Origin of the sequence: Erwinia sp. BNK-24-b (assembly GCF_047456155.1) — a bacterium.
In the GTDB taxonomy this organism is placed as follows: domain Bacteria; phylum Pseudomonadota; class Gammaproteobacteria; order Enterobacterales; family Enterobacteriaceae; genus Erwinia; species Erwinia phyllosphaerae.
On the sequence record NZ_CP179901.1, the window covers coordinates 1,399,072 to 1,422,563 of the forward strand.

Below are 23,492 nucleotides of genomic sequence, written 5' to 3' on the forward strand. Positions count from 1 at the left end.
GGTATTCAGCCATGATCACCATTCGTGATGTGGCGCGCGAAGCGGGCGTATCGGTGGCAACGGTTTCACGCGTGCTGAACCACAGCGCCTCGGTGACGCAGGAAACGCGTGAAAGGGTGCTGGGCATTGTCGAGCAGCTGGGCTATCGGCCTAACGCTAACGCTCAGGCGCTGGCTTCGCAGGTTAGCGATACCATTGGCGTTGTGGTGATGGACGTCTCCGACCCCTTTTTTGGCGCGCTGGTCAAGGCGGTTGATACCGTCGCGCAGCGTATGCATAAACACGTGCTTATCAACAACTCCTATCACCAGGCCGACAAAGAGCGGCACGCTATTGAAGTGCTGATCCGTCAGCGCTGCGGCGCGCTGATTGTGCATGCCAAAGCGCTGGCCGATGCGGAACTGGCTTCGCTGATGGAGCAGGTGCCGGGTATGGTGCTGATTAACCGCGTCGTGGCGGGCTACGAGCATCGCTGCGTTTGCCTTGATAACGTTAGCGGCGCGTTAATGGCGACCAGGATGTTGCAGCAGCAGGGCCATCAGCGCATCGGCTATCTGGGGTCCAGCCATCCGATTGAGGATATGGATCAGCGGCGTACCGGCTGGCAACGGGCGTTGCTGGAGCAGAACATTATTCCTGCTGAAAGCTGGATGGCCAGCGCCGAACCGGATATGCAGGGCGGTGAAGCAGCGATGGTAGAGCTACTGGGCCGTAATCTGCAGCTGAGCGCCGTTTTTGCCTATAACGACAGCATGGCAGCGGGCGCGCTTGCTGCATTGAAAGACAATGGCATTGCGGTACCGCAACGGCTGTCGGTCGTGGGCTTTGACGATATTCCCATGTCGCGTTACACCGATCCACAGCTGACGACGGTACGTTATCCCATTGTTTCTATGGCGAAACTGGCCACTGAACTGGCACTAAAAGGCGCCGCCGGGCTGCTGGATACCACGGCCAGGCACTGTTTTATGCCAACGCTGGTGCGCCGTCACTCCGTTGCCGTCTGCCAAAGTGTGGCGGCGATCACTATCCGCAACGATACCCCTATGTAACCGTTTTCAATCTGTGAGTAAATTCACAGTTAATTAACATCTGCTTCACTAAGATGGCCGTGCCTGGCCGGGAGATAACGAAAAAAAACGCCAGGCCTGCCTGTGGACGACACGCAAACCGACCCTACAAAGAACCGGAGAGAACAATGAAGAAGGTATTTACCCTCACTACCCTGGTTGCCAGCATGATGTTTGGCGCAACGGCGCACGCTGCCGATACCCGCATTGGCGTGACTATCTACAAATATGACGACAACTTTATGTCCGTCGTGCGCAAAGATATCGAGAAAGAAGCAAAAAACAGCAGCGGCGTTCAGCTGCTGATGAACGACTCGCAGAACAGTCAGTCAACGCAGAACGACCAGATTGACGTCATGGTAGCCAAAGGCGTTAAGGCGCTGGCAATTAACCTCGTCGACCCTTCTGCCGCTGCGGTCGTGATCAGCAAAGCGAAAGCTAACGATATCCCTATTGTTTTCTTTAACAAAGAACCGTCTGCCAAAGCGCTGGCCAGCTACGACAAAGCTTACTATGTCGGCACTGACTCCAAAGAGTCTGGCGTTAAGCAGGGCGAGCTGATTGAGAAACACTGGAAGGCGAATGCTAACTGGGATCTGAACAAAGATGGCGTTGTGCAGTTTGTACTGCTGAAGGGCGAGCCAGGACATCCGGATGCGGAAGCACGTACCAAATATGTCATCGAGACGTTGAACAAAGATGGCCTGAAAACGCAGCAGCTGCACATGGATACCGCCATGTGGGATACCGCCCAGGCTAAAGACAAAATGGACGCCTGGCTCTCTGGTCCAAACGGCAACAAAATCGAAGTGGTCATTGCCAACAACGACGCGATGGCAATGGGCGCGGTAGAAGCGCTGAAGGCGCATAACAAATCTTCCGTTCCAGTCTTCGGCGTGGATGCGCTGCCGGAAGCGCTGGCAATGGTGAAGTCGGGCGCAATGGCGGGTACCGTGCTGAACGATGCCGAAAACCAGGCGAAGGCCACCTTTGATATGGCGAAAAACCTGGCGGCGGGTAAACCGGCCACAGAAGGTACTAACTATAAGCTGGATGGCAAAGTAGTGCGCGTGGCGTACGTGCCGGTTGATAAAGACAACCTCGCCCAGATCAGTAAATAAACAGCCGGGCGCAACCGCGCCTGTTACCGGGTCTGCCAGCGGGCAGGCCCGACCGGACAACGATCGGTCAGGTAGAATTATGAGCAGCGATCAGGGGCAGTACCTGCTGGAAATGACTAACGTCAGCAAATCCTTCCCGGGCGTCAAGGCATTAGATAACGTTAATTTGAAAATCCGTCCCCATTCCGTGCATGCGCTGATGGGAGAAAACGGTGCAGGAAAATCGACGCTATTAAAATGCCTGTTCGGTATTTACAGCAAAGATACGGGAAATATCGTTTTTCAGGGCAAGGAAATAGATTTTAAAAGCTCGAAAGAAGCGCTGGAAAACGGCGTTTCTATGGTGCATCAGGAATTAAACCTGGTCCTGCAACGTACGGTAATGGATAACATGTGGCTGGGACGTTATCCGCGTAAAGGTTTTTTCGTCGATCACGAAAAAATGTATCAGGATACCAAAGCCATATTTGACGAACTGGATATCGATATCGATCCGCGTGATAAGGTGATTTCGCTTTCCGTTTCGCAAATGCAGATGATAGAAATCGCCAAGGCGTTTTCCTATGATGCAAAAATTGTCATTATGGACGAGCCGACGTCATCATTAACGGAAAAAGAGGTGAACCATCTGTTCACTATTATCCGGAAATTAAAAGATCGCGGCTGCGGTATCGTTTATATTTCGCATAAAATGGAAGAGATCTTCCAGCTTTGCGATGAAATTACTATCCTGCGCGACGGCCAGTGGATCGCCACCCAGCCGCTTGAAGGGCTGGATATGGATAAGATCATCGCCATGATGGTAGGCCGTTCGCTGAACCAGCGTTTTCCGGACAAAACCAACGTGCCGGGCGAAACCATTCTGGAGGTGCGTAATCTGACCTCGCTGCGCCAGCCGTCTATTCGCGACATCTCCTTCGATCTGCGCAAAGGCGAAATCCTTGGCGTGGCGGGCCTGGTAGGCGCAAAGCGTACCGATATCGTTGAAACGCTGTTTGGCATTCGCGAAAAGTCAGGCGGCACCATTAAGCTGCACGGCAAAAAAATTAACAACAATTCGGCAAACGAAGCCATTAATCACGGCTTTGCGCTGGTGACGGAAGAGCGGCGCGCGACAGGGATCTACGCCTTTCTGGATATCGGCTTTAACTCGCTGATTTCCAATATTCGTAAATATAAAAACTCTATCGGCCTGTTAGATAATAACCGGATGAAAAGCGATACCCAGTGGGTGATTGACGCGATGCGGGTAAAAACGCCGGGTCATGCAACTTCTATCGGTTCTTTATCTGGCGGTAACCAGCAAAAAGTTATTATTGGCCGCTGGCTGTTAACCCAGCCGGAAATACTGATGCTGGATGAGCCAACACGCGGCATCGACGTTGGCGCAAAATTCGAAATTTACCAGCTTATTTCCGATCTGGCGAAGAAAGAGAAGGGTATTATTATTATCTCCTCTGAAATGCCTGAGCTGTTGGGTATCACCGACAGGATTCTGGTTATGAGCAACGGGATGGTTGCCGGTATTGTCGACACAAAAACCACCACGCAAAACGAAATATTACGTTTAGCATCGAAGCACCTTTAATGAGGTAAGGGCAGTTATCATGAAAGCTGTGAATAAAAAGAATGCGCTCACCTGGCTAAAAGAAGGTGGAATCTATGTGGTATTGCTGGTACTGCTGGCGATTATTATTTTCCAGGACCCAACGTTTTTAAGTTTAATGAACCTGAGTAATATTTTAACCCAGTCTTCCGTGCGCATTATTATTGCGCTTGGCGTGGCCGGGCTTATCGTCACTCAGGGTACCGACCTTTCTGCCGGACGCCAGGTTGGCTTAGCCGCGGTTGTAGCCGCGACGCTGCTGCAGGCAATGGATAACGCGAATAAAGTGTTTCCACATCTGGATACCGTGCCTATTCCACTGGTGATTTTGATTGTTTGCGTGGTGGGTGGTCTGATTGGCCTGGTGAACGGCCTGATTATTGCCTACCTGAAGGTAACGCCTTTTATTACCACGCTGGGCACGATGATTATCGTTTACGGTATCAACTCGCTCTATTACGACTACGTTGGCGCTTCGCCGATTGCCGGTTTTGATGAGAAATTCTCGACGTTTGCCCAGGGCTTTATTCGCATGGGCGACTTCAAGCTTTCTTACATTACCTTCTATGCGCTGATCGCTATCTTCTTCGTGTGGGTTCTGTGGAATAAAACCCGCTTTGGCAAAAACATTTTTGCTATCGGCGGTAACCCGGAAGCGGCTAAGGTTTCAGGTGTAAACGTTAACTTTAACCTGATCCTGATCTATGCGCTTTCCGGCGTGTTCTACGCCTTCGGCGGTATGCTGGAGGCGGGACGTATCGGTTCGGCCACCAACAACCTGGGCTTTATGTATGAGCTGGACGCTATCGCGGCCTGCGTAGTCGGCGGCGTCTCCTTTGCTGGCGGTGTCGGCACCGTAGCGGGCGTGGTGACCGGCGTTATCATCTTTACCGTCATCAACTACGGCCTGACCTACATCGGCGTGAACCCTTACTGGCAGTACATTATCAAAGGCGGCATTATTATCTTCGCCGTAGCGCTGGATTCACTGAAATACGCGCGTAAGAAGTAACGTTTTACGCAATGAACCGGGCCAGACGGCAAACCGTCTGGCCTTTTTTACGTCTGGTGCCAGCATAACGGGATTCTTGCTGATGGCGCGCACGCCCGCTATAGGTTTATAGAAAAGAGGATGAAGAATAATAACGGCAGGATGGTCTGTTAATTGTTGCTGCTGCTGTTGCTGCTATTGCTGCTGCTGCTGCTGCTGCTGCTGTTGCTGTTGTTGTTACTGTTGCTGCTGTTGTTGCTGTTGTTGCTGCTGTTGCTGTTGTTGCTGTTGTTGCTGTTGTTGCTGTTGTTGCTGTTGTTGCTATTGCTGTTGTTGCTATTGCTATTGCTATTGCTGTTGTTACTGCTGTTGCTGTTGCTGTTGCTGTTGCTGTTGCTGTTGTTGCTATTGCTGTTGTTGCTATTGTTATTGCTGTTGCTGTTGCTGTTGCTGCTGCGGCTCGGGTGGTTTTTGCTGACGGGCGTCAGCCTTCATTTTTTGTTCCAGCTCCAGCAGCTGTTCCGGGGTAACGGCCGGATAGCTTTGCGCATCTTCCGGCACCTCGTGCCGCGCCGGAATCGGCACCAGCGGCCCTAAAAATCGCGGTTCGCGCTTCATCAGGTACAGGTCCGCCAGCGCGCCCAGGCGGGCTGCCACTTCTCTTATACGAATATTCAGCATGTTTTTGGGCGAGGGCACCGCGTAGCACTGCGCCTGGATGCCCATATGCAGCGCAATAAACAGCGCGCGCTCACAGTGGAAACGCTGGGTAATAATAATGAAATCGTTAGTATCAAACACTTTACGCGTGCGCACGATGGAATCCAGCGTGCGGAAACCCGCATAGTCCAGCACGATATCGGCCGGCGCTACGCCTGCGGCAATCAGATCGCGGCGCATGGTCATCGGCTCATTGTAGCTCTGCTGCGCATTGTCGCCGCTCAGCAGCAGATAGTTAATCTTGCCGCTGTTATAGGCGTTAAGCGCGCCCTGCATGCGGTACAGATAATACTGGTTGATGACGCCGGTACGGTAATATTTGGCGGTACCGAGCACCACGCCTACCTGGCGGTGCGGCAGCGAGCGCAGATTATCATAGACGTAGGGTGCCGTTTTTACGCTTATCCAGCGGTCCAGGCCGAGCGCGGCTAAGACCATCAGAGTAATGATGATCAACAGACCGTAAATCAAGCGTTTTAGCATGCCGGACGGTACTCAGACTTAAGCGTAAAGGGTGGCTCAAGGCTACTTTACAAGGCGAGGTGAAGCAAGCGGCAGCGCACCGGCTGGCGGCTTTTTGCGCAGCGGCTCGCAGAAGTGGAAAAGCCGGGCGCAAAGGCCCGGCAACCGTCCTCAGATTGAGGTGCGGCGATAGTTACGGTATTGCGGTAGCCAGAAGTTAGCGGCAATGGCACGCGAAAGCACATCTTCCGACGTGACCACCGCTACGCCTGCCAGCTGGGCGGCTTTGCCCACGGCCATCGCGATAACTTTCGAAACGCCCTGAATATCTTTCACTTCAGGCAGTACCGCACCCGCGCCGTCGTTCACCAGCGGCGAGCAGTCTGCCAGCGCGCGACTGGCGGCCATCAGCATGCTGTCGGTAACGCGAGTTGCGCCGGAGGCGATCACGCCCAGACCAATACCAGGGAAAATGTAGGAGTTGTTGCACTGCGCGATAGGGAAAGTTTTTTCTTTCCAGGTCACAGGTGCAAACGGACTGCCGGTGGCGACCAGCGCCGCGCCGTCGGTCCATTCCAGAATGTCCTGCGGCGTCGCTTCCACGCGAGAAGTCGGGTTAGACAGCGGCATCACGATAGGACGCGCGCAGTGCTTATGCATCTCGCGAATGATTTCTTCGCTGAACAGGCCGGGCTGACCGGAAACGCCAATCAGGATATCCGGGCGGGCGTTGCGCACCACGTCCAGCAGCGACAGCGAATCAGAGGCGGAATCCCAGCTGTGCAGATTTTCACTTTTCTGTACCAGCTTGCTCTGGAAGCCCAGCAGGTTTGGCTGCTTGTCGGTCAGCAGGCCGAAGCGGTCCACCATAAAGACGCGGGCGCGAGCTTCCTCGTCGCTCAGGCCTTCCGATTTCATCTGGGCGATGATCTGTTCAGCGATGCCGCATCCCGCGGAGCCTGCACCCAGGAAGACAACCTTCTGCTCGCTCATTTTGCTGCCTGCCGCGCGGCTGGCGGCGATCAGCGTGCCAAGCGTAACGGCTGCGGTGCCCTGAATATCGTCGTTAAAGCAGCACACCTCGTCACGGTAGCGTTCCAGCAGTGGCATCGCATTCTTTTGTGCAAAGTCTTCAAACTGCAGCAGCACGTTCGGCCAGCGGCTTTTTACCGCCTGAATAAATTCGTTAACGAAGTTGTCATACTCTTCGCCGGTGATGCGCGGATGACGCCAGCCCATATAAAGCGGATCGTTGAGCAGCTGCTGGTTGTTGGTGCCGACATCCAGCACCACCGGCAGCGTATAGGCCGGACTGATGCCGCCGCAGGCGGTATAGAGCGACAGCTTACCGATTGGAATCCCCATGCCGCCGATGCCCTGGTCGCCCAGGCCCAGGATGCGTTCGCCATCCGTCACCACGATAACCTTCACGTTTTGCTTGGTGGCGTTTTGCAGCATATCTTCAATGCTGGCGCGGTTAGGGTAGGAGATAAACAGCCCGCGCGCACGACGATAAATTTCTGAGAAGTGTTCACAGGCCGCGCCGACGGTTGGGGTGTAGATAATCGGCATCATCTCTTCCAGATGATTGTCCAGCAGGCGGTAAAACAGCGTTTCGTTGGTGTCCTGGATATTACGCAGATAGACGTGCTTATCGTTGGCGTTTTTAAAATCCTGGAACTGGCGCCAGGCGCGCTGGGCCTGCTCTTCAATGGTTTCAACCGTTTCCGGCAGCAGGCCGTTCAGGTTGAAATCGTTACGCTCTTCAACGGAGAAGGCGCTGCCTTTATTGAGTAACGGAAATTCCAGCAGGATAGGGCCAGCGTAGGGGATATAGAGTGAACGCTTGTTTTCGTAGTCGAGTTCCATGTCATTAATGCTCGTCAGGATCGGAATGGTGTGGCCCAATCCTAAAATAATTCATCTGAAAGTACAGCTTTTGTTAACAGCTGATAACAAAAGCCCTCAATTTTCAATAACAAAAAACGCAACGCCAGCGGTCAGCTTAACGGAATAGTTTGCAGGCTGGCACAGCCGAGCGCCTGGAGAGTCGCGGCCGTCGCCTGACGCTGAATCACCCGTGCATCCGGTTCTTCTGCCAGAACAGCGCGCTGAATTTGCTTCACGTCGTAACCGGCCATGTTCAGCAGGATCAGCGCGGCCTGTAGCGGCGGCAGCGTCGGGTTAAAAGCCGCGTTTTCCGCATAGCTGCCTGCGAAGATAGCGCCATCGGCCATCTGTAGCGCAACGCCGCTTAGCGCCTGAGAATAAGGTGCATGGCTGCGGTTTGCGGCTTCCAGCGCGGCTTTGCAAAGCTCGTCGCCTTTAATCAGTAAATTGTGGTCAACGTCATCCAGCAGCAGCGTTTTGATAGCCAAATCGCGTGGGCCAAAAGCATCCGGCAGATAGTCGCCCAGCGTGGCCGGCTCGCGTCCCGGCAGGTGAATACGTAAATGCGTACCGCTGTTCAGTTCATTCATAAACTGACGGCAGTGGCCGCATGGCGTGTAGTTAACGGTGATGGCTTCCAGCGCCCGCTCGCCGCGCAGCCAGGCGTGTGTAACCGCGCTTTGCTCGGCATGCACCGTTTGCTGCATCGTTGCGCCGCTGAACTCCATATTGGCCCCAAAGTAAAGATGACCGCTTTTGCCCAGCGCCAGCGCGCCAACGTTGAAACTGGAAAGCGGCGCAACGGCACAGGCTGCCGCCAGCGGGAGCAGCGCGAAGGTCAGCTCACGATTATCCAGGCCGGTTTGCGCTCTGATTTCATCCATCTGCGCTGGCGTAAAAAATGCCGGAAAATCGTCGGCCAGTACGGGCTGTAGCGCATCTTGCAACACGGTTGGCAAGGTGGCAAAAGCAGTATGAAAACGTGATTGCATAGGGGCTTCTCTTTCGTGAACGGCCGCTTATTCTGGCGGGCGGGTTCGGTAATGTATGTGATTATAATCACATACATTATGTAATTTATGAAAGAGAGCTGTGAAATGCGCGACTTATCGCAAGTTTTAGCGCCATAAATGCATCATCAGCGGATACAAAAGCGGCGCGAGCAAGGATGTGATAATGCCGCAAATCACCAGCGCCAGCGAGCTGTAGGCCCCTTCCTGATAATCCAGTTCCGAGCAGCGCGCCGTGCCTAACGCGTGAGAAGCATTGCCAATTGCCAGCCCGCGTGAGGCTTTGCTACGAATTTTCAGCAGGTTCAGCAGCATATGGCCAAATACCGCGCCCAGCACGCCCGCTATCAGCACGCAAATGGCGCTAATGGCCGGAATGCCGCCCAGCGTGGCCGAGACCGCCATGGCAATAGGCGTTGTCACCGACTTGGGCATAATAGTGGCGGCAATTTGCGGGGTAGCGCCCATCCACAAAGCGATAGCCGTACCGGAAATCATCGCCGTCATGCTGCCGATAAAGCAGACGCCGATAATCGATTTCCAGCGCGCCCGAATCTGGTGCATCTGTTCATACAGCGGAAGCGCCAGCGCTACCACGGCGGGTTGCAACAGCTGGTTGAGGATGGCGCTGCCCTGAAAGTAGCGGGCGTAAGGCATCTGCATTAGCAGCAGCAGTGGAATAATTACCGCCATAGAGATCAGCAGCGGATTCAGCAGCGATATTTTCACCTTTGCCGCCAGCCGACGCGCGCCGAAAAAGACCAGCAGCGTTAGCGGCAGCGACCACCATACATCACTCATCGGCCGCTCCCTTTACCTTGCCATGCAGCTTATGTGAAACCAGGCCTACGGTTAGCAGCACGATAAAAGTACTGACCACGCAGGAAACCACGATGGGGCCAAACTGCGCGCTTAGCACGTCGGTATAGCCCATTACGCCGACGCTTATCGGCACAAACAGCAGCGCCATATAGCGGATCAGCAACAGGCTACCGGGTCTGACCCAGTCGGGCGGCAGCAGTTGGAAAGCCATCAGGAAAAACAGAATGAGCATGCCGATAATACTGCCCGGTACGGCAAAAGGAAGCAGTGCGGCAAGCGCGTTTCCGGCATAGAGGCAGAGATAGATAATCAAAAAAGCGCGCAGGTAGCGCCAGACGGCTAACAGTGCGGTACGCATGATAAGCTCCTGTTTTTCAGCGCGTTAATCATACGATTAAAAGAATAAGCGGGCTACCCGTAACAGCGGGCCAGGCAACAATAAAGCGGGCGAAAATTTCGCCCGCCAGCCTGTATTATTTTACCTGCATGCCGGGCTGCGCGCCGCTGTCCGGGCTGAGCAGGAAGATATCCTTGCCGCCAGGGCCTGCCGCCATCACCATGCCTTCCGAAATGCCAAAGCGCATCTTACGCGGTGCCAGGTTGGCCACCATCATCGTCATGCGGCCAATCAGCACTGACGGATCGGGATAGGCGGTACGGATGCCGGAGAAAATGTTACGCGTTTCGCCGCCCAGATCCAGCGTCAGGCGCAGCAGCTTATCCGATCCCTCTACAAACTCGGCGTTCTGGATCAGGGCAATACGCATATCTACCTTAGCGAAATCATCAAAAGTGATGGTATCAGCAACAGGAGCGTCCGCCAGTGGGCCAGTGACGGCTGGTTTGTTCGCCGCTGCGGCATCTTCTTTTGAAGCCTCGATCAGCGCGTTCACCTTGTCCATTTCTACGCGGCTGTAAAGCGCTTTAAATGCAGAAATAGAGTGATCCAACAGCGGCTGCTCAATGCCGTCCCAGCGCAGTTCCTGGTTCAGGAAAGCTTCGGTGCGCTCGCTTAATGACGGCAGCACCGGCTTCAGCCACGTCATCAGCACGCGGAACATATTAATACCCATTGAGCAGATAGCCTGCAGATCGGCGTCGCGGCCTTCCTGCTTTGCCACGACCCACGGTGCCTGTTCGTCTACGTAGCGGTTCGCCACGTCTGCCATCGCCATGATTTCACGCACGGCGCGGCCAAACTCGCGGCTCTGCCAGGCATCCGCAATGCTGGCTGAAGCGTCGACGAATGACTGATAAAGCGCAGGATCGGCCAGTTCGGCAGAGAGCCTGCCGTCAAAGCGCTTGTTAATAAATCCGGCGTTACGGGAAGCCAGATTCACCACTTTATTGACGATATCGGCATTCACGCGCTGGACGAAATCTTCCAGGTTCAGGTCAATGTCGTCGATGCGTGAGGAAAGCTTGGCCGCGTAGTAGTAGCGCAGGCTGTCGGCATCCAGATGATTAAGCCAGGTGCTGGCCTTAATAAAGGTGCCGCGCGATTTTGACATTTTCGCGCCGTTTACCGTGACGTAGCCGTGAACAAACAGGTTGGTCGGTTTACGGAAGTTGCTGCCTTCCAGCATGGCCGGCCAGAACAGGCTATGGAAGTAAACGATGTCTTTACCGATAAAGTGATACAGCTCGGCGTCAGAATCTTTTTTCCAGAAGGCGTCGAAATCGATGTCGCCGCGCTTGTCGCACAGGTTTTTAAACGAGCCCATGTAGCCGATTGGCGCATCCAGCCAGACGTAGAAATATTTGCCGGGCGCACCAGGGATTTCAAAACCGAAGTAGGGCGCATCGCGGGAAATATCCCACTGCTGCAGTCCTGATTCAAACCACTCCTGCATCTTGTTGGCAACCTGCTCCTGCAGCGCGCCGGAACGCGTCCAGGCCTGCAGCATGGCGCTGAACTCTGGCAGATCGAAGAAGAAGTGCTCAGAGTCGCGCAGCACCGGCGTCGCGCCGGAAACCACGGATTTTGGATCGATAAGCTCGGTTGGGCTATAGGTCGCGCTGCACACTTCACAGTTATCGCCGTACTGATCTGGCGACTTACATTTCGGGCAGGTGCCTTTAACAAAGCGATCCGGCAAGAACATGCCTTTTTCCGGATCGAAAAGCTGGGAAATAGTGCGGTTCTTAATGAAACCGTTCTCTTTCAAGCGGGTATAGATCAGCTCGGACAGCTCGCGGTTTTCATCGCTGTGCGTGGAGTGATAGTTATCGTAGCTGATGTTAAAACCGGCAAAATCAGTCTGATGTTCCTGACTCATTTCGGCAATCATCTGCTCGGGAGCGATGCCCATCTGCTGAGCTTTCAGCATAATCGGCGTGCCGTGCGCGTCATCCGCACAGATGAAGTAAACCTGATTGCCGCGCATTCGCTGGTAACGGACCCAAATATCTGCCTGGATGTGCTCGAGCATGTGGCCAAGATGAATAGAACCGTTGGCGTAAGGGAGTGCGCACGTTACCAATATTTTTTTCGCGACTTGAGTCATAGTGAGACTTGTTATACCTGTTTAAAAGAGGGAATGGCGATGTTACCCGAAAGGTCCGGCCTGCGTAAACAACGCCGCGCCGCACACGCCGTTTTTTGATGCCTTCCGCTTCAGCCCGGATCTGATATGCTTTTCCCCACGCCAAATAAAAAAGGAGCCGGGATGATGCCACAGTCCCAACATTCACCGGAGGCGCTGCGCGCTATGGTGATGGGTGTTTTGACCACCTTTGAACACCCGACGCTGCAACGCAATCTGACCGCGCTAAAGGCGCTACACCACTGCGCGATGCTGGACAATATCCTGCATATTGAGCTGCTGATGCCTTTTGCGTGGCACAGCGGATTCGAAGCGCTGCAGGAGCGCGCCAGCGCAGAACTGCTGCGCCTCACCAGCGCTACCGCCATCAGCTGGAAGCTAAACCACGATATTGCCACGCTAAAAAGAGTAAAAAATCAGCCTGGCGTTAACGGCGTGAAAAATATTATCGCCGTCAGCTCTGGCAAAGGCGGCGTAGGTAAATCAAGCACGGCGGTAAACCTGGCGCTGGCGCTGGCGGCTGAAGGCGCCAAAGTCGGTCTGCTGGATGCGGATATTTATGGCCCGTCGATACCCGATATGCTCGGCACGCAGCATGAGCGTCCTGGTTCGCCCGATGGTAAACACATGACGCCGATTATGGCACACGGGCTGGCTACCAATTCCATTGGCTATCTGGTCACTGACGATAACGCGATGGTCTGGCGCGGGCCGATGGCGAGCAAGGCGCTTATGCAGCTGCTGAACGAGACGATGTGGCCGGAGCTGGACTATCTGGTACTGGATATGCCGCCGGGCACGGGCGATATACAGCTGACGCTGGCGCAGAATGTACCGGTAACCGGGGCAGTGGTGGTGACGACGCCGCAGGATATCGCGCTGATCGACGCCCGCAAAGGCATCGTGATGTTTGAAAAAGTCAGCGTGCCGGTGTTGGGCATCGTGGAAAACATGAGCGTGCACGTTTGCAGCAACTGCGGCCATCATGAGCCAATTTTCGGCAGCGGCGGCGCGGCCATACTGGCAGAGCAGTACCACACGCGTTTACTGAGCCAGCTTCCGCTGCACATCACGCTGCGTGAAGATCTGGACGATGGCGAGCCAACGGTAGTGCGTCGCCCGGACAGCGAATTCACCTGGCTCTATCGCCAGCTGGCAGGCCAGATCGCCGCTCAGCTTTACTGGCAGGGCGAGGTGATTCCGGATGATATCGCTATCCGCGTGGTGTAACGGGGTGTAGGAAGATTTAATCCGCAGCGCGAGCCAGACAGGCATTTAAAGGGCGAAGCAGTTCGCCCTTTTTACTTACAGCACGTAGTGCAGCAGCAAATATTCTCCCTGTTCACCTTCGCCGCTGCTGATAATCTGCCAGCCGTGGCGCTGATAAAAAGCCAGTGCGGGCTTATTGGCCTTCAGGCATTTTAATGCCCCGGTAGAGGTAAAGCTTTTATGGACGGCCTCCAGCAGCTCGCTGCCGATGCCCTGACGCTGCCTGTCCGGATCGACAAACAGGCTATGCAAGAAGTTATCGGCTGGCAGCAGCGCGGCAAAGCCGGTGCGATGACCATCATGTTCCGCGACCAGAATCCGTTCGCCGAGCGTGACGCGGTCAAAATCTTCCAGCTGCCACTCACTGGCGTCAAGCCAGTGCCAGTTTGCTTTTCTTGCCGCCAGAAACAGCGTGCGCAAAAACGGGCGGTCGGCCTCTTCAAAAGCGCGGATCGTCATCATTATTCTCCCCAGACCGGCTTTACATGCCTTTCGCTTTCAATACCGGTTCCCCGGTAATCATAATCGATTTTTCCGGCCTCAAAGAGCTGATCCAGCAGCCTGAAGTTGTCCGGCGGCGTTACGTTGCAGCGGCTGTTAAGCAAGGTATCCTGGATCGTAAAAGAGCGATCGCCTCGGGCTATCTGATGCAGGTAGCGCAGCATTTGCAGTGCTGCGACGCTAATACCGTATTGTTCATTAAGCGGTCTTGTCATCTTACTTCTCGTTGCTTGCCCTGTTTTACTCTCAGATTAGCGGATGGCGGGACTTTAACAAAAAGCGTCAGCGAGGGACATTGTCACGAGAGAAAAGCTGCGGCGGCTGGTAAAGCGAAATCCGGTATGGGTCATTTAACGTTCCTGAAAACAGCGGCTGGCGGCATTATCCGGCGCGGCGTGAAAGCTTGCGTTAAAGCCAACACTTCCCTATGCTGCAAAGCTTGCACTATGACTCGGGGTGCCGCTTCCTTTACCGGAAAAGGCTGAGAAAAACCCGTTGAACCTGAACTGGATAATGCCAGCGGAGGGAAGTCAGATGCCTGACCGCATCGCCTTCTTGATCGCCGGTTGGGAGTATTATGATCCAACCTTCTCGCTTTACGGCCAGCCTGGCCGATTCTCTGATCCTCTTTCGCCAACGCTCGCCGCTGGTTCACTGTATGACCAATGAGGTAGTACAAAGCTTTACGGCTAATGTATTGCTGGCGCTGGGCGCTTCGCCTGCGATGGTGATTGAACCTACGGAAGCCCGACAGTTTAGTGCGATAGCCGATGCATTACTGATCAATGTGGGTACGCTTACGGTGGCACGTAGCGAGGCGATGCTGGCTGCGGTGCAAAGCGCGGCGGCGGCCGGGCGGCCATGGACGCTCGATCCGGTTGCCGTTGGCGCGCTGACTTTCCGCACGGATTTCTGCCAGCGGCTGCTGGAGTACCGTCCGGCCGCCATTCGCGGTAACGCTTCAGAGATTATGGCGCTGGCTCGGCAGGCGGTTTCCGGCCGTGGTGTCGACAGCCTGCATGATTCTTCCGCTGCGCTGGAAGCTGCCGTTTTGCTTGCTCAGTCTTGTGGTACCGTTGTCGCTGTAACGGGGGAAATTGATTACGTTACCGATGGGCAACGTCTGTTCGACATTCCCGGCGGGTCGCCTCTGATGACTCGCGTTGTGGGGACAGGCTGCGCTTTGTCTGCTGTAGTCGCGGGTTTTGCGGCATTGCCTGGCGACCGAGCCCTGAACGTTGCCAGTGCCTGCCGCGTCATGAGCCTTGCGGGTGAGTGCGCGGCCGAAGCGGCGAGCGGGCCAGGCTCGTTTGAGCCGCTGTTTCTGGATGAGCTTTACCGCCTGGTTCAGGAGGCCGCGCAATGAGAATCAATGCGCTGACTATCGCCGGTACGGATCCCAGCGGCGGGGCGGGGATCCAGGCGGATCTGAAAACTTTCTCTGCATTAGAGGCCTACGGCACCAGCGTGATTACCGCGCTGGTGGCGCAAAATACCCGTGGCGTACAGTCCGTCTACCCTATAAACGCCGACTTTGTGGCTGCACAGCTCGCTTCGGTATTAAGCGATGTTCGTATCGACAGCGTAAAAATCGGCATGTTACAGGACAGCGATATTGTTGAAACCGTAGCGGAAAGCCTGGCTTCTGCCACCATTCCGTGGCGCGTGCTGGACACCGTGATGCTAGCAAAAAGCGGCGATCCTTTGCTCTCTGAACGGGCCGTTGCCACGCTGCGCGACAGGCTGCTGCCCCAGGTTTCCCTGATCACGCCCAATCTTCCCGAAGCCGCCGCGTTGCTGGCCTGCGCGCCCGCGCGTAATGAAAACGAGATGCTGTGCCAGGGCAGAGAGCTGCTGGCGATGGGGTGTCAGGCGGTGCTGATGAAAGGCGGCCATTTGAGCGATGATGAAAGCCCGGACTGGCTGATTACCGCCGGGATGGAAGAGCGTTTTACCGCGCCGCGCGTGCCGACGAAGAATACGCACGGCACGGGCTGTACGCTTTCAGCCGCACTGGCCGCATTGCGTCCCCGCCACGAAAACTGGGTGACAACGGTACGGGAAGCCAAGCTCTGGCTACAGGGCGCTTTGCAGCAGGCCGATACGCTGGAAGTAGGAGAGGGCATTGGCCCCGTGCACCATTTTTATCGCTGGTGGTAATGCTTAGTGGGATCGTTCTGAAAAATGGAGTCAGCAATTTGCCTTAGCGCCTGAAAAGGGTCCACGCTGTCTGGGGTCAGGGTTTTACCAGCGGCGGCTTATGCGCCGCCCAACCTTCAAACAGGAGCTTACATGACGGACATCACAGGGTTACTGGGTAAAGAAGCAGACTCTCTGTTACAACATCGCTGTATGACCATTCCCGCCGACAATCTTTATCTGCCGGGGCCGGACTATGTCGACAGAGTAATGATTGATAACAACCGTTCGCCAGCGGTGCTGCGTAATATGCAGACGCTTTATAATACCGGACGGCTGGCAAAGACAGGTTATCTCTCTATTCTGCCGGTCGACCAGGGTGTGGAACACTCGGCAGGTGCTTCTTTTGCTGCCAATCCGCTGTACTTCGATCCCAAAAACATTGTTGAGCTGGCGATTGAGGCTGGCTGTAACTGTGTGGCTTCTACCTATGGCGTACTGGCGTCCGTGTCGCGCCGCTATGCGCACCGTATTCCGTTTATGGTCAAGCTGAACCACAACGAAACCCTGAGCTATCCCACCCAGTATGACCAGACGCTGTACGCCAGCGTGGAGCAGGCCTTTAACCTGGGTGCGGTAGCGGTTGGCGCAACCATCTATTTTGGCTCCGAGCAGTCGCGCCGCCAGCTGGAAGATATTGCCGCCGCGTTTGAACGGGCGCACGAGTTGGGCATGGTTACGGTGCTGTGGGCCTATCTGCGTAACAACAGCTTCAAAAAAGATGGCGTGGATTACCATGCCAGCGCCGATTTAACCGGCCAGGCCAATCATCTGGCCGCAACGATTGGCGCGGATATCGTTAAGCAGAAAATGGCCGAAAATAACGGCGGCTATAACGCGGTGAAATTTGGCTCGACGGACGAGCGCGTTTACAGCACGTTGACCAGCGATAACCCTATCGATCTGGTGCGCTATCAGTTGGCTAACTGCTATATGGGGCGGGCAGGATTGATTAACTCCGGCGGCGCATCGGCAGGCGAAACCGATACGGCTGAATCGGTTCGCACCGCTGTGATCAACAAGCGCGCTGGCGGCATGGGATTAATTCTGGGACGTAAAGCGTTTAAAAAATCGATGAAGGACGGCGTGGCGCTGATCAATGCCGTGCAGGATGTTTACCTGAATAAGGATATTACTATCGCGTAAAGCGCAGCGCCGACGGCCTGGGTGGGGCGTCGGCGTAACTCAATCCTGCTCGAACCAGTCACCATTTTGCTCGGTTATCGGTGAAATCGAAAAAATGATCTCCTGCAAATGGCGGCGCAAAGCCTGCTCGGCCGTCTCGATATCTTTCGCCAGCAGCCCCCGTAATATCTCTTCGTGCTGCTCAATCAGCCTTTCCGGCGGCGAAACTTTACTGAGCGTCAGAAAGCGCACGCGGTCCATCGTTGCCTTAATGTTTTCTACCGTTTCCCACGCCAGCTCGCAGTTAATGCTTTGGGCAATCAGCCGGTGAAACTCATCGTCCAGCAATAAAAAACCCTGGCTGTCCTGGCGCGCTGCCGCCATTTTTTGCAGCTGTAGATTATGTTCCAGCTGCGCCAGCGCCTGTGGGCTGGCTTCCGTCGCCGCCCGGCGAATAACGGCCAGCTCCACGGCTTCACGAATAAAGCGTCCATCAGCCACGCGCCGGACGGATATTTTGCGTACAAACGTTCCGCGCTGCGGCAGGATCTGCACCAGCCCGGCTTCGGCCAGCTTGATAAAGGCCTCCCGCACCGGCTGGCGTGAAACGCAAAAGCGGGCGGAGACCTCTTTCTCGGAGAGCAGGGCTCCGGGAGAGATGGCGCAGGTGACAATATCCTGGCGCAAAAAACGATAAATTTGCTGGTTAACAGGTTCGCTGGCGGTAATCGTGTAGGCAGTAGACATTCGACAGTTTCATTCCAGTAAGGCGTCGTAAAGCCTGACGCCGGAAACAGCAAGTCTAATCAGCCTGCCGTGCCAGCGCCAGTCCTTTTAGCCAGGGCCTTTAGCCGATCGCCTGACGTACCGCTTCTTTTGCCCCTGCGCTCAGCAAGAGTTGATAGTGATGGCTGACGCGTTCACGGAACCGCGAGTTATCCGGCAGATCGTCGCCAAAAACGGCTCGCAGAGAAAGCAGGGCGGCGACGCGGTCGTCGCCTTCACTGCTGCTGCTGACCAGCTCTGCCAGCTCGGCACGTAACGGATCGTTAATGACGATCTCTTTACCCTGCTCATCAACGCCGCTAACGAAACGCATCCAACAGGCCACGCCCAGCGCCAGTAGCTCAAAGCGGCTGCCGTTAGCCAGATGCCAGCGAATGCTTTCCAGCCAGCGCTGCGGCAGTTTTTGCGTGCCGTCGGTAGCAATCTGATAAGTACGGTGCTTAATCGCCCGGTTCTGATAGCGAGCAATCAGCGAATCCGCATAGGCTACCAGATCGACGCCCTGGGTACTCAGCGTAGGTGCCTGTTCATCCAGCATCAGGCTGCGCGCGGCTTTGAGGTAACTGGCATCGTTCATGCAGTCGCTGATATGTTCGTAGCCAGCCAGATAGCCTGCATAGGCCAGCAGTGAATGGCTGCCGTTCAGCATGCGCAGCTTCATTTCTTCAAAAGGCACCACGTCCGCAACCAGTTCCGCGCCTGCTTTTTCCCACTGCGGACGCCCGTTAACAAAGTTGTCTTCAATGACCCACTGGAAGAAAGGCTCACATTCCACGCCCACCGGGTCGGCACAGCCCAGCTTCTCCGTCAGCGCCTGAAGCGCTTCTTCCGTCATCGCCGGGACAATACGATCGACCATTGTCGAAGGGAAAGTAACCTGTTGGCGAATATAGTCAGCCAGTTCTGCATCCTGCTGCCCGGCCAGCTGGGTGACCACGTTGCGGGTAACGCGGCCGTTTTCCGGCATATTGTCGCAGGACATCACGCTGAAGGGCGGCAAATTAAGCTCCCGGCGGCGCTTAATGGCAGCCAGAATAATGCCCGGCAGCGATTCGGGCTGCTGCGGATTGGCCAGGTCATGCTTAATCGCCGGATGCTCCAGGTTAAGCTCGCCGGTAGCAGGCTGATAGCAATAGCCTTTTTCTGTCACCGTTGCAGAGACAATGGCGACGTCCGGCTGGCACATCGCGGCGATAAGCTTATCTACGCCGTCTTCCTTGCGAAAGAGCGCTTCCTTTATCACGCCAACCACTCGCGTATGCAGGCCGTCATCGGCTTTTTCCGTCACGCTGTAAAGCAGATCCTGCTCGCGCAGCGCTTTAATCAGGTCGCCGCTGTTAATCTGGCATTCGCAATAGCCCCAGTCGCTCTGGTGTTCGGCTGCCAGAATATCCGCGCAAACGGCCTGATGCGCGCGGTGGAAAGCGCCAAAACCGAAATGCACGATACGCGTGCGCAAGGCGGAACGATCGTAACCGGGAAGTACGGTGTCTTCAGGCAGCAGATCAACAGATAACATAGTCAGTCCTTTTCAAAAGAGGGCAGCTTGCCCGGAATAATCAAACCGAAACGGGTTTAGCCGATCCCTTGGGGCTTTTGATGACAAACAGCACCAGCACTGCGCCCAGAGCGGCAACGACACCCGCCAGCACAAAAGCGCTGTCGAATTTACCGGTGTGATGCACGATATAGCCGGTGACGATGGGGCCAACAATGCCGGAAAGGCTACCGATAAGATGGATAAAACCGCTGATACCACCGACGCGGCTTTTGTGGACAACGTCCTGAATAATAGCCCAATAGATCGCGCCGGTGATATAGAGAAAAAAGATGGAAACCGACATTAACATCACTGCCGGATAGACGCCTTTTACCGAGCCCGCCAGCGCCACGCAGACGGCCGCAGCCAGCAGCGACACAACCAGAACGATTTTGCGGGACAGCAAAAGCTTGCCGGTGAGGCTAAAAATCTTGTCGGAAATCCAGCCGCCCGAGGCCAGGCCGACAAAGCCTACAATCCACGGAATGACGGTGGTCATGCTCATCGATTTAATATCCAGGCTGTGCGCCTGCACCAGATAGGCAGGAAACCAGCTAAGAAAGAAGAAAAGAATGTAGTTGTAGCAAAAGAAAGCGAAGGCGGTTACCAGGATAATCGGCTGGCGAAGATAGTAGCCAAGGCCATGCGCAGCCTGCGCCAGTTCTTCATCCGGCGTGGTTTGCTCTGCCTTCTGGCTGGCGATCAGTTCCCGCTCCTGCGCGCTGACAAGACGGCTTTTTAAAGGGTTATCCGCAGCGATAAAGAACCAGACGACCATCCAGACAATGCCAATAGAGCAGATAATCACGAAAGCGGGTCGCCAGCCGAAAGCCAGCGCCAGATAACCGATAATCGGGCCGGCAACCGCGCCGCCCAGCGGCGAACCGGCGCTCAGAAAACCCATCGCGGTCGCGGCCTGTTTTTTTGGGAACCAGCCGTTAATGGCTTTGTTAGCCGAGGCGCAGATAGGGCCTTCCGCCATGCCAAACAGCACCCGCAGGATCAGCATTGACCAGAAGCCAGTTGCCAGGGCAGTAAAGCCGCAAAACAGCGACCACATCCCAACGGCGATGCCCAGCACCAGCGTCGGGCCAAATTTATCCGTAGCCAGGCCGCCAATAAAGTTAAACAGCGCATAGCCAAAGAAAAAGCTGCCGAAAATCAGGCCGAACTGCTCGGCGTTCAGCAGCAGATCTTTTTCAATCATCGGTACGGTTAACGAGAGGGCAACACGATCGAGGTAGTTGATCATGTAGACCAGAAACAGTAAGAGTACGAGGGTCCAGCGGAGATTCTTAAACATAGTAACCTCTTAATTATTATAGTATTAAGAAAGAATGCTACGCCGCCGGGAACCTGGCCCAGGGAGCGGTGCTCCCTGGCCGAATACGACCCAGGACGTGAAGCCCGGTATTGTTTAATTAACGGTCAGGATCACTTTGCAGCAGCTGCGCGGATCTTTTTCAAACAGCGTCATCGCCGTTTCTACATCTGCCAGCGGCAGGTAATGCGTAACCAGTTTTTCTGGCTGGATCAGTTTTTTCTCCATCCAGTCGATAACCTGCGGAAAACGGTGGCTGTTAAGCCTGGAGGTAAAGAGAGAAAGCTCTTTGCTGGTCAGGCTTTGCTGCGTAACAGTACATGGCTCGCCGGAAAAACCCAGTAAACCAATACGCGCCGCAGGCGAAGCCAGCGCAACGGCTTCAGCCAGAATGCCGGGATGACAGGCCGCATCGATAATCAGCGTCGGCCTGATGCCTTCCAGCTGTGCGGCAAGCGGGATTTCACTGTTATTCAGCACCACGTCCGCGCCGTTTTCCTGCGCCATCTTCAGCCTTTCCGGCAACCTGTCCGCCACGATCACCTTGCTCAGGTTATAGACGCCTTTCAGCGCCTGAATCGCCGTTAAGCCCATCGGGCCTGCACCAAAAATCAGCGCGATATCGCCTGGCTGCGGCTGCAAAAAAGCACAGATGTTGGCGGCAATGGTAAAAGGCTCAATCAGGCTGGCTAACTTATCGGGGATTACATCCGGCACGACGTAAGCGTTTTGGGCTGGCACAGCGGCATATTCGCTGAAGCCGCCGTCGCGATGTACGCCAATCACCTGTAGCTCGCTGCAAACGTTAGGACGACCTACAGAACAGGGATAGCAGTGACCGCAGCTGACAACAGGATCAACCGCCACGCGTTCACCGATACGCGCGGTTTCAACGCCTTCACCCGTTGCCGTAATAACGCCAAAAAACTCATGGCCGATCACGCGCGGATAGCGGGCGAAAGGGTTATGCCCATGCCAGATATGCACGTCGGAACCACAGATGCTGGCATACTGAACTTTTACCAGCACTTCGCCAGCCGCAGGCTGTGGCTGGTCGCGTTCTGCAACCACCAGCTCGCCAGGTTTCGCAATAACCACACTTTTCATGTCCTTCTCCTTACCAGTTCCATAAGGTGCCGTCTTCAAGACGCGCCACCGGTAAATAAGCGGGTTCATAGGGATATTTCGCCGCCAGCTTTTCATCAAACTCAATGCCTAAGCCAGGCTTGTCGCCAGGATGCATATAGCCATCCTCAAACGTCCAGCTATGTTTAAAAACTTCCATCATCTGTTCGGAATAGCCCATGTATTCCTGCACGCCAAAGTTCGGCACCCAGAGATCGAAATGCAGCGCCGCGGCCATACAGACAGGAGAAAGGTCGGACGGGCCGTGCGATCCGGTGCGTACCTGATAAAGAGAGGCGAAATCGGCAATGCGGCGCATACCGGTAATGCCACCCGCATGGGTGATAGTGGTGCGGATATAGTCAATCAGCTGTTCTTCTATCAGCTGCTTGCAGTCCCAGATGCTGTTAAAGACTTCGCCAACCGCGATTGGCGTAACGGTATGCTGGCGGATCAGGCGGAAAGACTCCTGGTTTTCGGCAGGCGTAGGATCTTCCATCCAGAACAGGCGGTAATCCTCAATGCTTTTGCCAAAGCGCGCGGCTTCAATGGGCGTTAAGCGATGGTGCATGTCATGCAGCAGATGCTCGTTAAAACCGAATTTATCGCGAATGGCGGCAAACAGCTTTGGCGTAAAGTCGAGATATTTCTCCGTTGACCAGAGCTGCTCTTCCGGCCAGTCACCTTTGGTCGCGGGCTCATAGGCAAGCCCTTTGCCTTTCGCCATGCCGTAAGTGGTTTTCATTCCGGGGACACCGCACTGTGCACGGATGGCTTTAAAGCCCATCTCCTTGTGCTTTGCATAGTCGTCCATCACTTCATCAATGCTGTGCCCGGTGGTATGGCAGTAAACCATGACGCCAGTACGCGAAGCACCGCCCAAAAGTTGATAGACCGGCATGTTAGCCGCTTTGCCTTTGATATCCCACAGTGCCTGATCGACAGCGGAAATAGCGGACATCGTGACCGGACCGCGACGCCAGTAGGCTCCTTTATAAAAATACTGCCAGATATCTTCGATCTGATGCGCGTTACGACCGATCAGCTGTGGGCAAACGTGATCTTTCAGATAGGAGGCGACGGGCAGCTCGCGACCGTTCAGCGTGGCGTCGCCAATGCCGGTGAGACCTTGATCCGTGGTGATCTTAACCGTGACAAAGTTTCTGCCGGGGCAGGTTACAAAAACTTCCGCTTTTACGATTTTCATTCATATCATCCTGGTGAAGAGCATGAGGAAAACCTACGCACTGTTGTACTACCATACAAGTTGCAAATTAAAGAACTTCGATAGCGGTCACGTTTGTTATTAACTTTGCCAGGATACGGGAGAGGTTTGCCTGTGGGCGAAAAGGCGGAGACGGGAGAGGTTTGTCTGTAGGCGAAAAGGG

General features: G+C 54.9%; 21 protein-coding genes and 1 riboswitch. Of the genes, 8 read left to right on the forward strand and 13 right to left on the reverse strand.

Annotation, left to right across the window (positions count from 1 at the left end):
* Window positions 1-11: 11 nt before the first annotated feature.
* The 4 genes from galS to mglC all read left to right on the forward strand — a co-directional run bounded on the left by galS (window position 12) and on the right by mglC (window position 4,809).
* Entirely contained in the window at window positions 12-1,052 is a 1,041-nt protein-coding gene (galS, locus tag ACMGGR_RS06360) for an HTH-type transcriptional regulator GalS (RefSeq protein ID WP_246757863.1), read from the forward strand.
* 146 nt (window positions 1,053-1,198) lie between these two features.
* Window positions 1,199-2,191 (forward strand): galactose/glucose ABC transporter substrate-binding protein MglB, encoded by a 993-nt coding sequence (gene mglB, locus ACMGGR_RS06365; protein WP_246757862.1) that lies wholly within the window; start codon window positions 1,199-1,201, stop codon window positions 2,189-2,191.
* Between the two features lie 79 nt (window positions 2,192-2,270).
* Window positions 2,271-3,779: a galactose/methyl galactoside ABC transporter ATP-binding protein MglA gene (gene mglA, locus ACMGGR_RS06370; protein WP_281434438.1), complete on the forward strand. Its 1,509-nt coding sequence runs from the start codon at window positions 2,271-2,273 to the stop codon at window positions 3,777-3,779.
* A gap of 19 nt (window positions 3,780-3,798) precedes the next feature.
* Complete coding sequence (gene mglC / locus ACMGGR_RS06375) at window positions 3,799-4,809, forward strand: galactose/methyl galactoside ABC transporter permease MglC (RefSeq protein WP_246757861.1); 1,011 nt, start codon at window positions 3,799-3,801, stop codon at window positions 4,807-4,809.
* 405 nt (window positions 4,810-5,214) lie between these two features.
* Here the strand turns inward: mglC and sanA are convergent, their stop codons facing one another.
* The 6 genes from sanA to metG all read right to left on the reverse strand — a co-directional run bounded on the left by sanA (window position 5,215) and on the right by metG (window position 12,199).
* Complete coding sequence (gene sanA, locus ACMGGR_RS06380; protein ID WP_414148427.1) at window positions 5,215-5,991, reverse strand: outer membrane permeability protein SanA; 777 nt, start codon at window positions 5,989-5,991, stop codon at window positions 5,215-5,217.
* Between the two features lie 150 nt (window positions 5,992-6,141).
* Window positions 6,142-7,839 carry an NAD-dependent malic enzyme gene (locus tag ACMGGR_RS06385; RefSeq protein ID WP_246757859.1) on the reverse strand — a complete coding sequence of 566 codons (1,698 nt, stop codon included), beginning with the start codon at window positions 7,837-7,839 and terminating at the stop codon, window positions 6,142-6,144.
* 131 nt (window positions 7,840-7,970) lie between these two features.
* Window positions 7,971-8,852: a cytidine deaminase gene (gene cdd / locus ACMGGR_RS06390; protein ID WP_414148428.1), complete on the reverse strand. Its 882-nt coding sequence runs from the start codon at window positions 8,850-8,852 to the stop codon at window positions 7,971-7,973.
* 126 nt (window positions 8,853-8,978) lie between these two features.
* Window positions 8,979-9,671 carry a CidB/LrgB family autolysis modulator gene (locus ACMGGR_RS06395; RefSeq protein ID WP_414148429.1) on the reverse strand — a complete coding sequence of 231 codons (693 nt, stop codon included), beginning with the start codon at window positions 9,669-9,671 and terminating at the stop codon, window positions 8,979-8,981.
* Window positions 9,664-10,050: a CidA/LrgA family protein gene (locus tag ACMGGR_RS06400; RefSeq protein ID WP_414148430.1), complete on the reverse strand. Its 387-nt coding sequence runs from the start codon at window positions 10,048-10,050 to the stop codon at window positions 9,664-9,666. Before ACMGGR_RS06400 ends, ACMGGR_RS06395 begins: the two co-directional genes overlap by 8 nt.
* A gap of 115 nt (window positions 10,051-10,165) precedes the next feature.
* On the reverse strand, window positions 10,166-12,199 hold the full coding sequence (gene metG / locus ACMGGR_RS06405; protein ID WP_414148431.1) for a methionine--tRNA ligase: 2,034 nt from the start codon (window positions 12,197-12,199) through the stop codon (window positions 10,166-10,168).
* Between the two features lie 162 nt (window positions 12,200-12,361).
* Between metG and apbC the strand changes: the two genes are divergently transcribed.
* The gene (apbC, locus tag ACMGGR_RS06410; RefSeq protein ID WP_414148432.1) at window positions 12,362-13,468 is read left to right on the forward strand and encodes an iron-sulfur cluster carrier protein ApbC; all 1,107 of its coding nucleotides are present in this window, start codon (window positions 12,362-12,364) and stop codon (window positions 13,466-13,468) included.
* Window positions 13,469-13,543: 75 nt separating this feature from the next.
* Here apbC and ACMGGR_RS06415 read toward each other — a convergent pair whose 3' ends face one another.
* Together ACMGGR_RS06415 and ACMGGR_RS06420 are read right to left on the reverse strand one after the other, a co-directional pair.
* A complete protein-coding gene (locus ACMGGR_RS06415) occupies window positions 13,544-13,966 on the reverse strand; it encodes a GNAT family N-acetyltransferase (RefSeq protein ID WP_414148918.1) in 423 nt (140 codons plus the stop codon).
* Window positions 13,967-13,968: 2 nt separating this feature from the next.
* A complete protein-coding gene (locus ACMGGR_RS06420; protein ID WP_246757853.1) occupies window positions 13,969-14,223 on the reverse strand; it encodes a hypothetical protein in 255 nt (84 codons plus the stop codon).
* A 227-nt stretch (window positions 14,224-14,450) separates the two neighbouring features.
* Window positions 14,451-14,553: riboswitch (TPP riboswitch) on the forward strand.
* Between the two features lie 32 nt (window positions 14,554-14,585).
* Here ACMGGR_RS06420 and thiM point away from each other — a divergent pair.
* The 3 genes from thiM (at window position 14,586) to fbaB (ending at window position 17,353) form a co-directional block, all read left to right on the forward strand.
* Window positions 14,586-15,374, forward strand: a complete 789-nt coding sequence (gene thiM / locus ACMGGR_RS06425) for a hydroxyethylthiazole kinase (protein ID WP_414148433.1) — start codon at window positions 14,586-14,588, stop codon at window positions 15,372-15,374.
* The gene (gene thiD, locus ACMGGR_RS06430; RefSeq protein ID WP_246757851.1) at window positions 15,371-16,168 is read left to right on the forward strand and encodes a bifunctional hydroxymethylpyrimidine kinase/phosphomethylpyrimidine kinase; all 798 of its coding nucleotides are present in this window, start codon (window positions 15,371-15,373) and stop codon (window positions 16,166-16,168) included. The genes thiM and thiD overlap by 4 nt, the downstream gene beginning before the upstream one ends.
* 132 nt (window positions 16,169-16,300) lie before the next feature.
* On the forward strand, window positions 16,301-17,353 hold the full coding sequence (gene fbaB / locus ACMGGR_RS06435) for a class I fructose-bisphosphate aldolase (protein ID WP_246757850.1): 1,053 nt from the start codon (window positions 16,301-16,303) through the stop codon (window positions 17,351-17,353).
* 39 nt (window positions 17,354-17,392) lie between these two features.
* Here the strand turns inward: fbaB and ACMGGR_RS06440 are convergent, their stop codons facing one another.
* From ACMGGR_RS06440 to manD, 5 genes are all read right to left on the reverse strand, one after another.
* On the reverse strand, window positions 17,393-18,079 hold the full coding sequence (locus tag ACMGGR_RS06440; protein ID WP_246757849.1) for a GntR family transcriptional regulator: 687 nt from the start codon (window positions 18,077-18,079) through the stop codon (window positions 17,393-17,395).
* Window positions 18,080-18,179: 100 nt separating this feature from the next.
* Window positions 18,180-19,637, reverse strand: coding sequence for a mannitol dehydrogenase family protein (locus ACMGGR_RS06445; protein ID WP_414148434.1), 1,458 nt, complete (start codon window positions 19,635-19,637; stop codon window positions 18,180-18,182).
* Between the two features lie 40 nt (window positions 19,638-19,677).
* Window positions 19,678-20,961, reverse strand: coding sequence for an MFS transporter (locus tag ACMGGR_RS06450; RefSeq protein WP_246757847.1), 1,284 nt, complete (start codon window positions 20,959-20,961; stop codon window positions 19,678-19,680).
* Between the two features lie 114 nt (window positions 20,962-21,075).
* Entirely contained in the window at window positions 21,076-22,086 is a 1,011-nt protein-coding gene (locus ACMGGR_RS06455) for a Zn-dependent oxidoreductase (RefSeq protein WP_414148435.1), read from the reverse strand.
* Between the two features lie 10 nt (window positions 22,087-22,096).
* Window positions 22,097-23,311, reverse strand: a complete 1,215-nt coding sequence (gene manD / locus ACMGGR_RS06460) for a D-mannonate dehydratase ManD (protein WP_246757845.1) — start codon at window positions 23,309-23,311, stop codon at window positions 22,097-22,099.
* Window positions 23,312-23,492: the final 181 nt, after the last annotated feature.

Bases quoted from the DNA above. Each gene is read 5' to 3' on its own strand.
- metG (WP_414148431.1), bottom strand. From the start codon at position 12,199: ATGACTCAAGTCGCGAAAAAAATATTGGTAACGTGCGCACTCCCTTAC.
- ACMGGR_RS06415 (WP_414148918.1), bottom strand. From the start codon at position 13,966: ATGACGATCCGCGCTTTTGAAGAGGCCGACCGCCCGTTTTTGCGCACG.
- ACMGGR_RS06455 (WP_414148435.1), bottom strand. From the start codon at position 22,086: ATGAAAAGTGTGGTTATTGCGAAACCTGGCGAGCTGGTGGTTGCAGAA.
- thiD (WP_246757851.1), top strand. From the start codon at position 15,371: ATGAGAATCAATGCGCTGACTATCGCCGGTACGGATCCCAGCGGCGGG.
- mglC (WP_246757861.1), top strand. From the start codon at position 3,799: ATGAAAGCTGTGAATAAAAAGAATGCGCTCACCTGGCTAAAAGAAGGT.
- ACMGGR_RS06400 (WP_414148430.1), bottom strand. From the start codon at position 10,050: ATGCGTACCGCACTGTTAGCCGTCTGGCGCTACCTGCGCGCTTTTTTG.
- ACMGGR_RS06385 (WP_246757859.1), bottom strand. From the start codon at position 7,839: ATGGAACTCGACTACGAAAACAAGCGTTCACTCTATATCCCCTACGCT.
- thiM (WP_414148433.1), top strand. From the start codon at position 14,586: ATGATCCAACCTTCTCGCTTTACGGCCAGCCTGGCCGATTCTCTGATC.
- mglA (WP_281434438.1), top strand. From the start codon at position 2,271: ATGAGCAGCGATCAGGGGCAGTACCTGCTGGAAATGACTAACGTCAGC.
- apbC (WP_414148432.1), top strand. From the start codon at position 12,362: ATGATGCCACAGTCCCAACATTCACCGGAGGCGCTGCGCGCTATGGTG.
- ACMGGR_RS06440 (WP_246757849.1), bottom strand. From the start codon at position 18,079: ATGTCTACTGCCTACACGATTACCGCCAGCGAACCTGTTAACCAGCAA.
- manD (WP_246757845.1), bottom strand. From the start codon at position 23,311: ATGAAAATCGTAAAAGCGGAAGTTTTTGTAACCTGCCCCGGCAGAAAC.
- sanA (WP_414148427.1), bottom strand. From the start codon at position 5,991: ATGCTAAAACGCTTGATTTACGGTCTGTTGATCATCATTACTCTGATG.
- mglB (WP_246757862.1), top strand. From the start codon at position 1,199: ATGAAGAAGGTATTTACCCTCACTACCCTGGTTGCCAGCATGATGTTT.
- fbaB (WP_246757850.1), top strand. From the start codon at position 16,301: ATGACGGACATCACAGGGTTACTGGGTAAAGAAGCAGACTCTCTGTTA.
- ACMGGR_RS06445 (WP_414148434.1), bottom strand. From the start codon at position 19,637: ATGTTATCTGTTGATCTGCTGCCTGAAGACACCGTACTTCCCGGTTAC.
- cdd (WP_414148428.1), bottom strand. From the start codon at position 8,852: ATGCAATCACGTTTTCATACTGCTTTTGCCACCTTGCCAACCGTGTTG.
- ACMGGR_RS06450 (WP_246757847.1), bottom strand. From the start codon at position 20,961: ATGTTTAAGAATCTCCGCTGGACCCTCGTACTCTTACTGTTTCTGGTC.
- ACMGGR_RS06420 (WP_246757853.1), bottom strand. From the start codon at position 14,223: ATGACAAGACCGCTTAATGAACAATACGGTATTAGCGTCGCAGCACTG.
- galS (WP_246757863.1), top strand. From the start codon at position 12: ATGATCACCATTCGTGATGTGGCGCGCGAAGCGGGCGTATCGGTGGCA.
- ACMGGR_RS06395 (WP_414148429.1), bottom strand. From the start codon at position 9,671: ATGAGTGATGTATGGTGGTCGCTGCCGCTAACGCTGCTGGTCTTTTTC.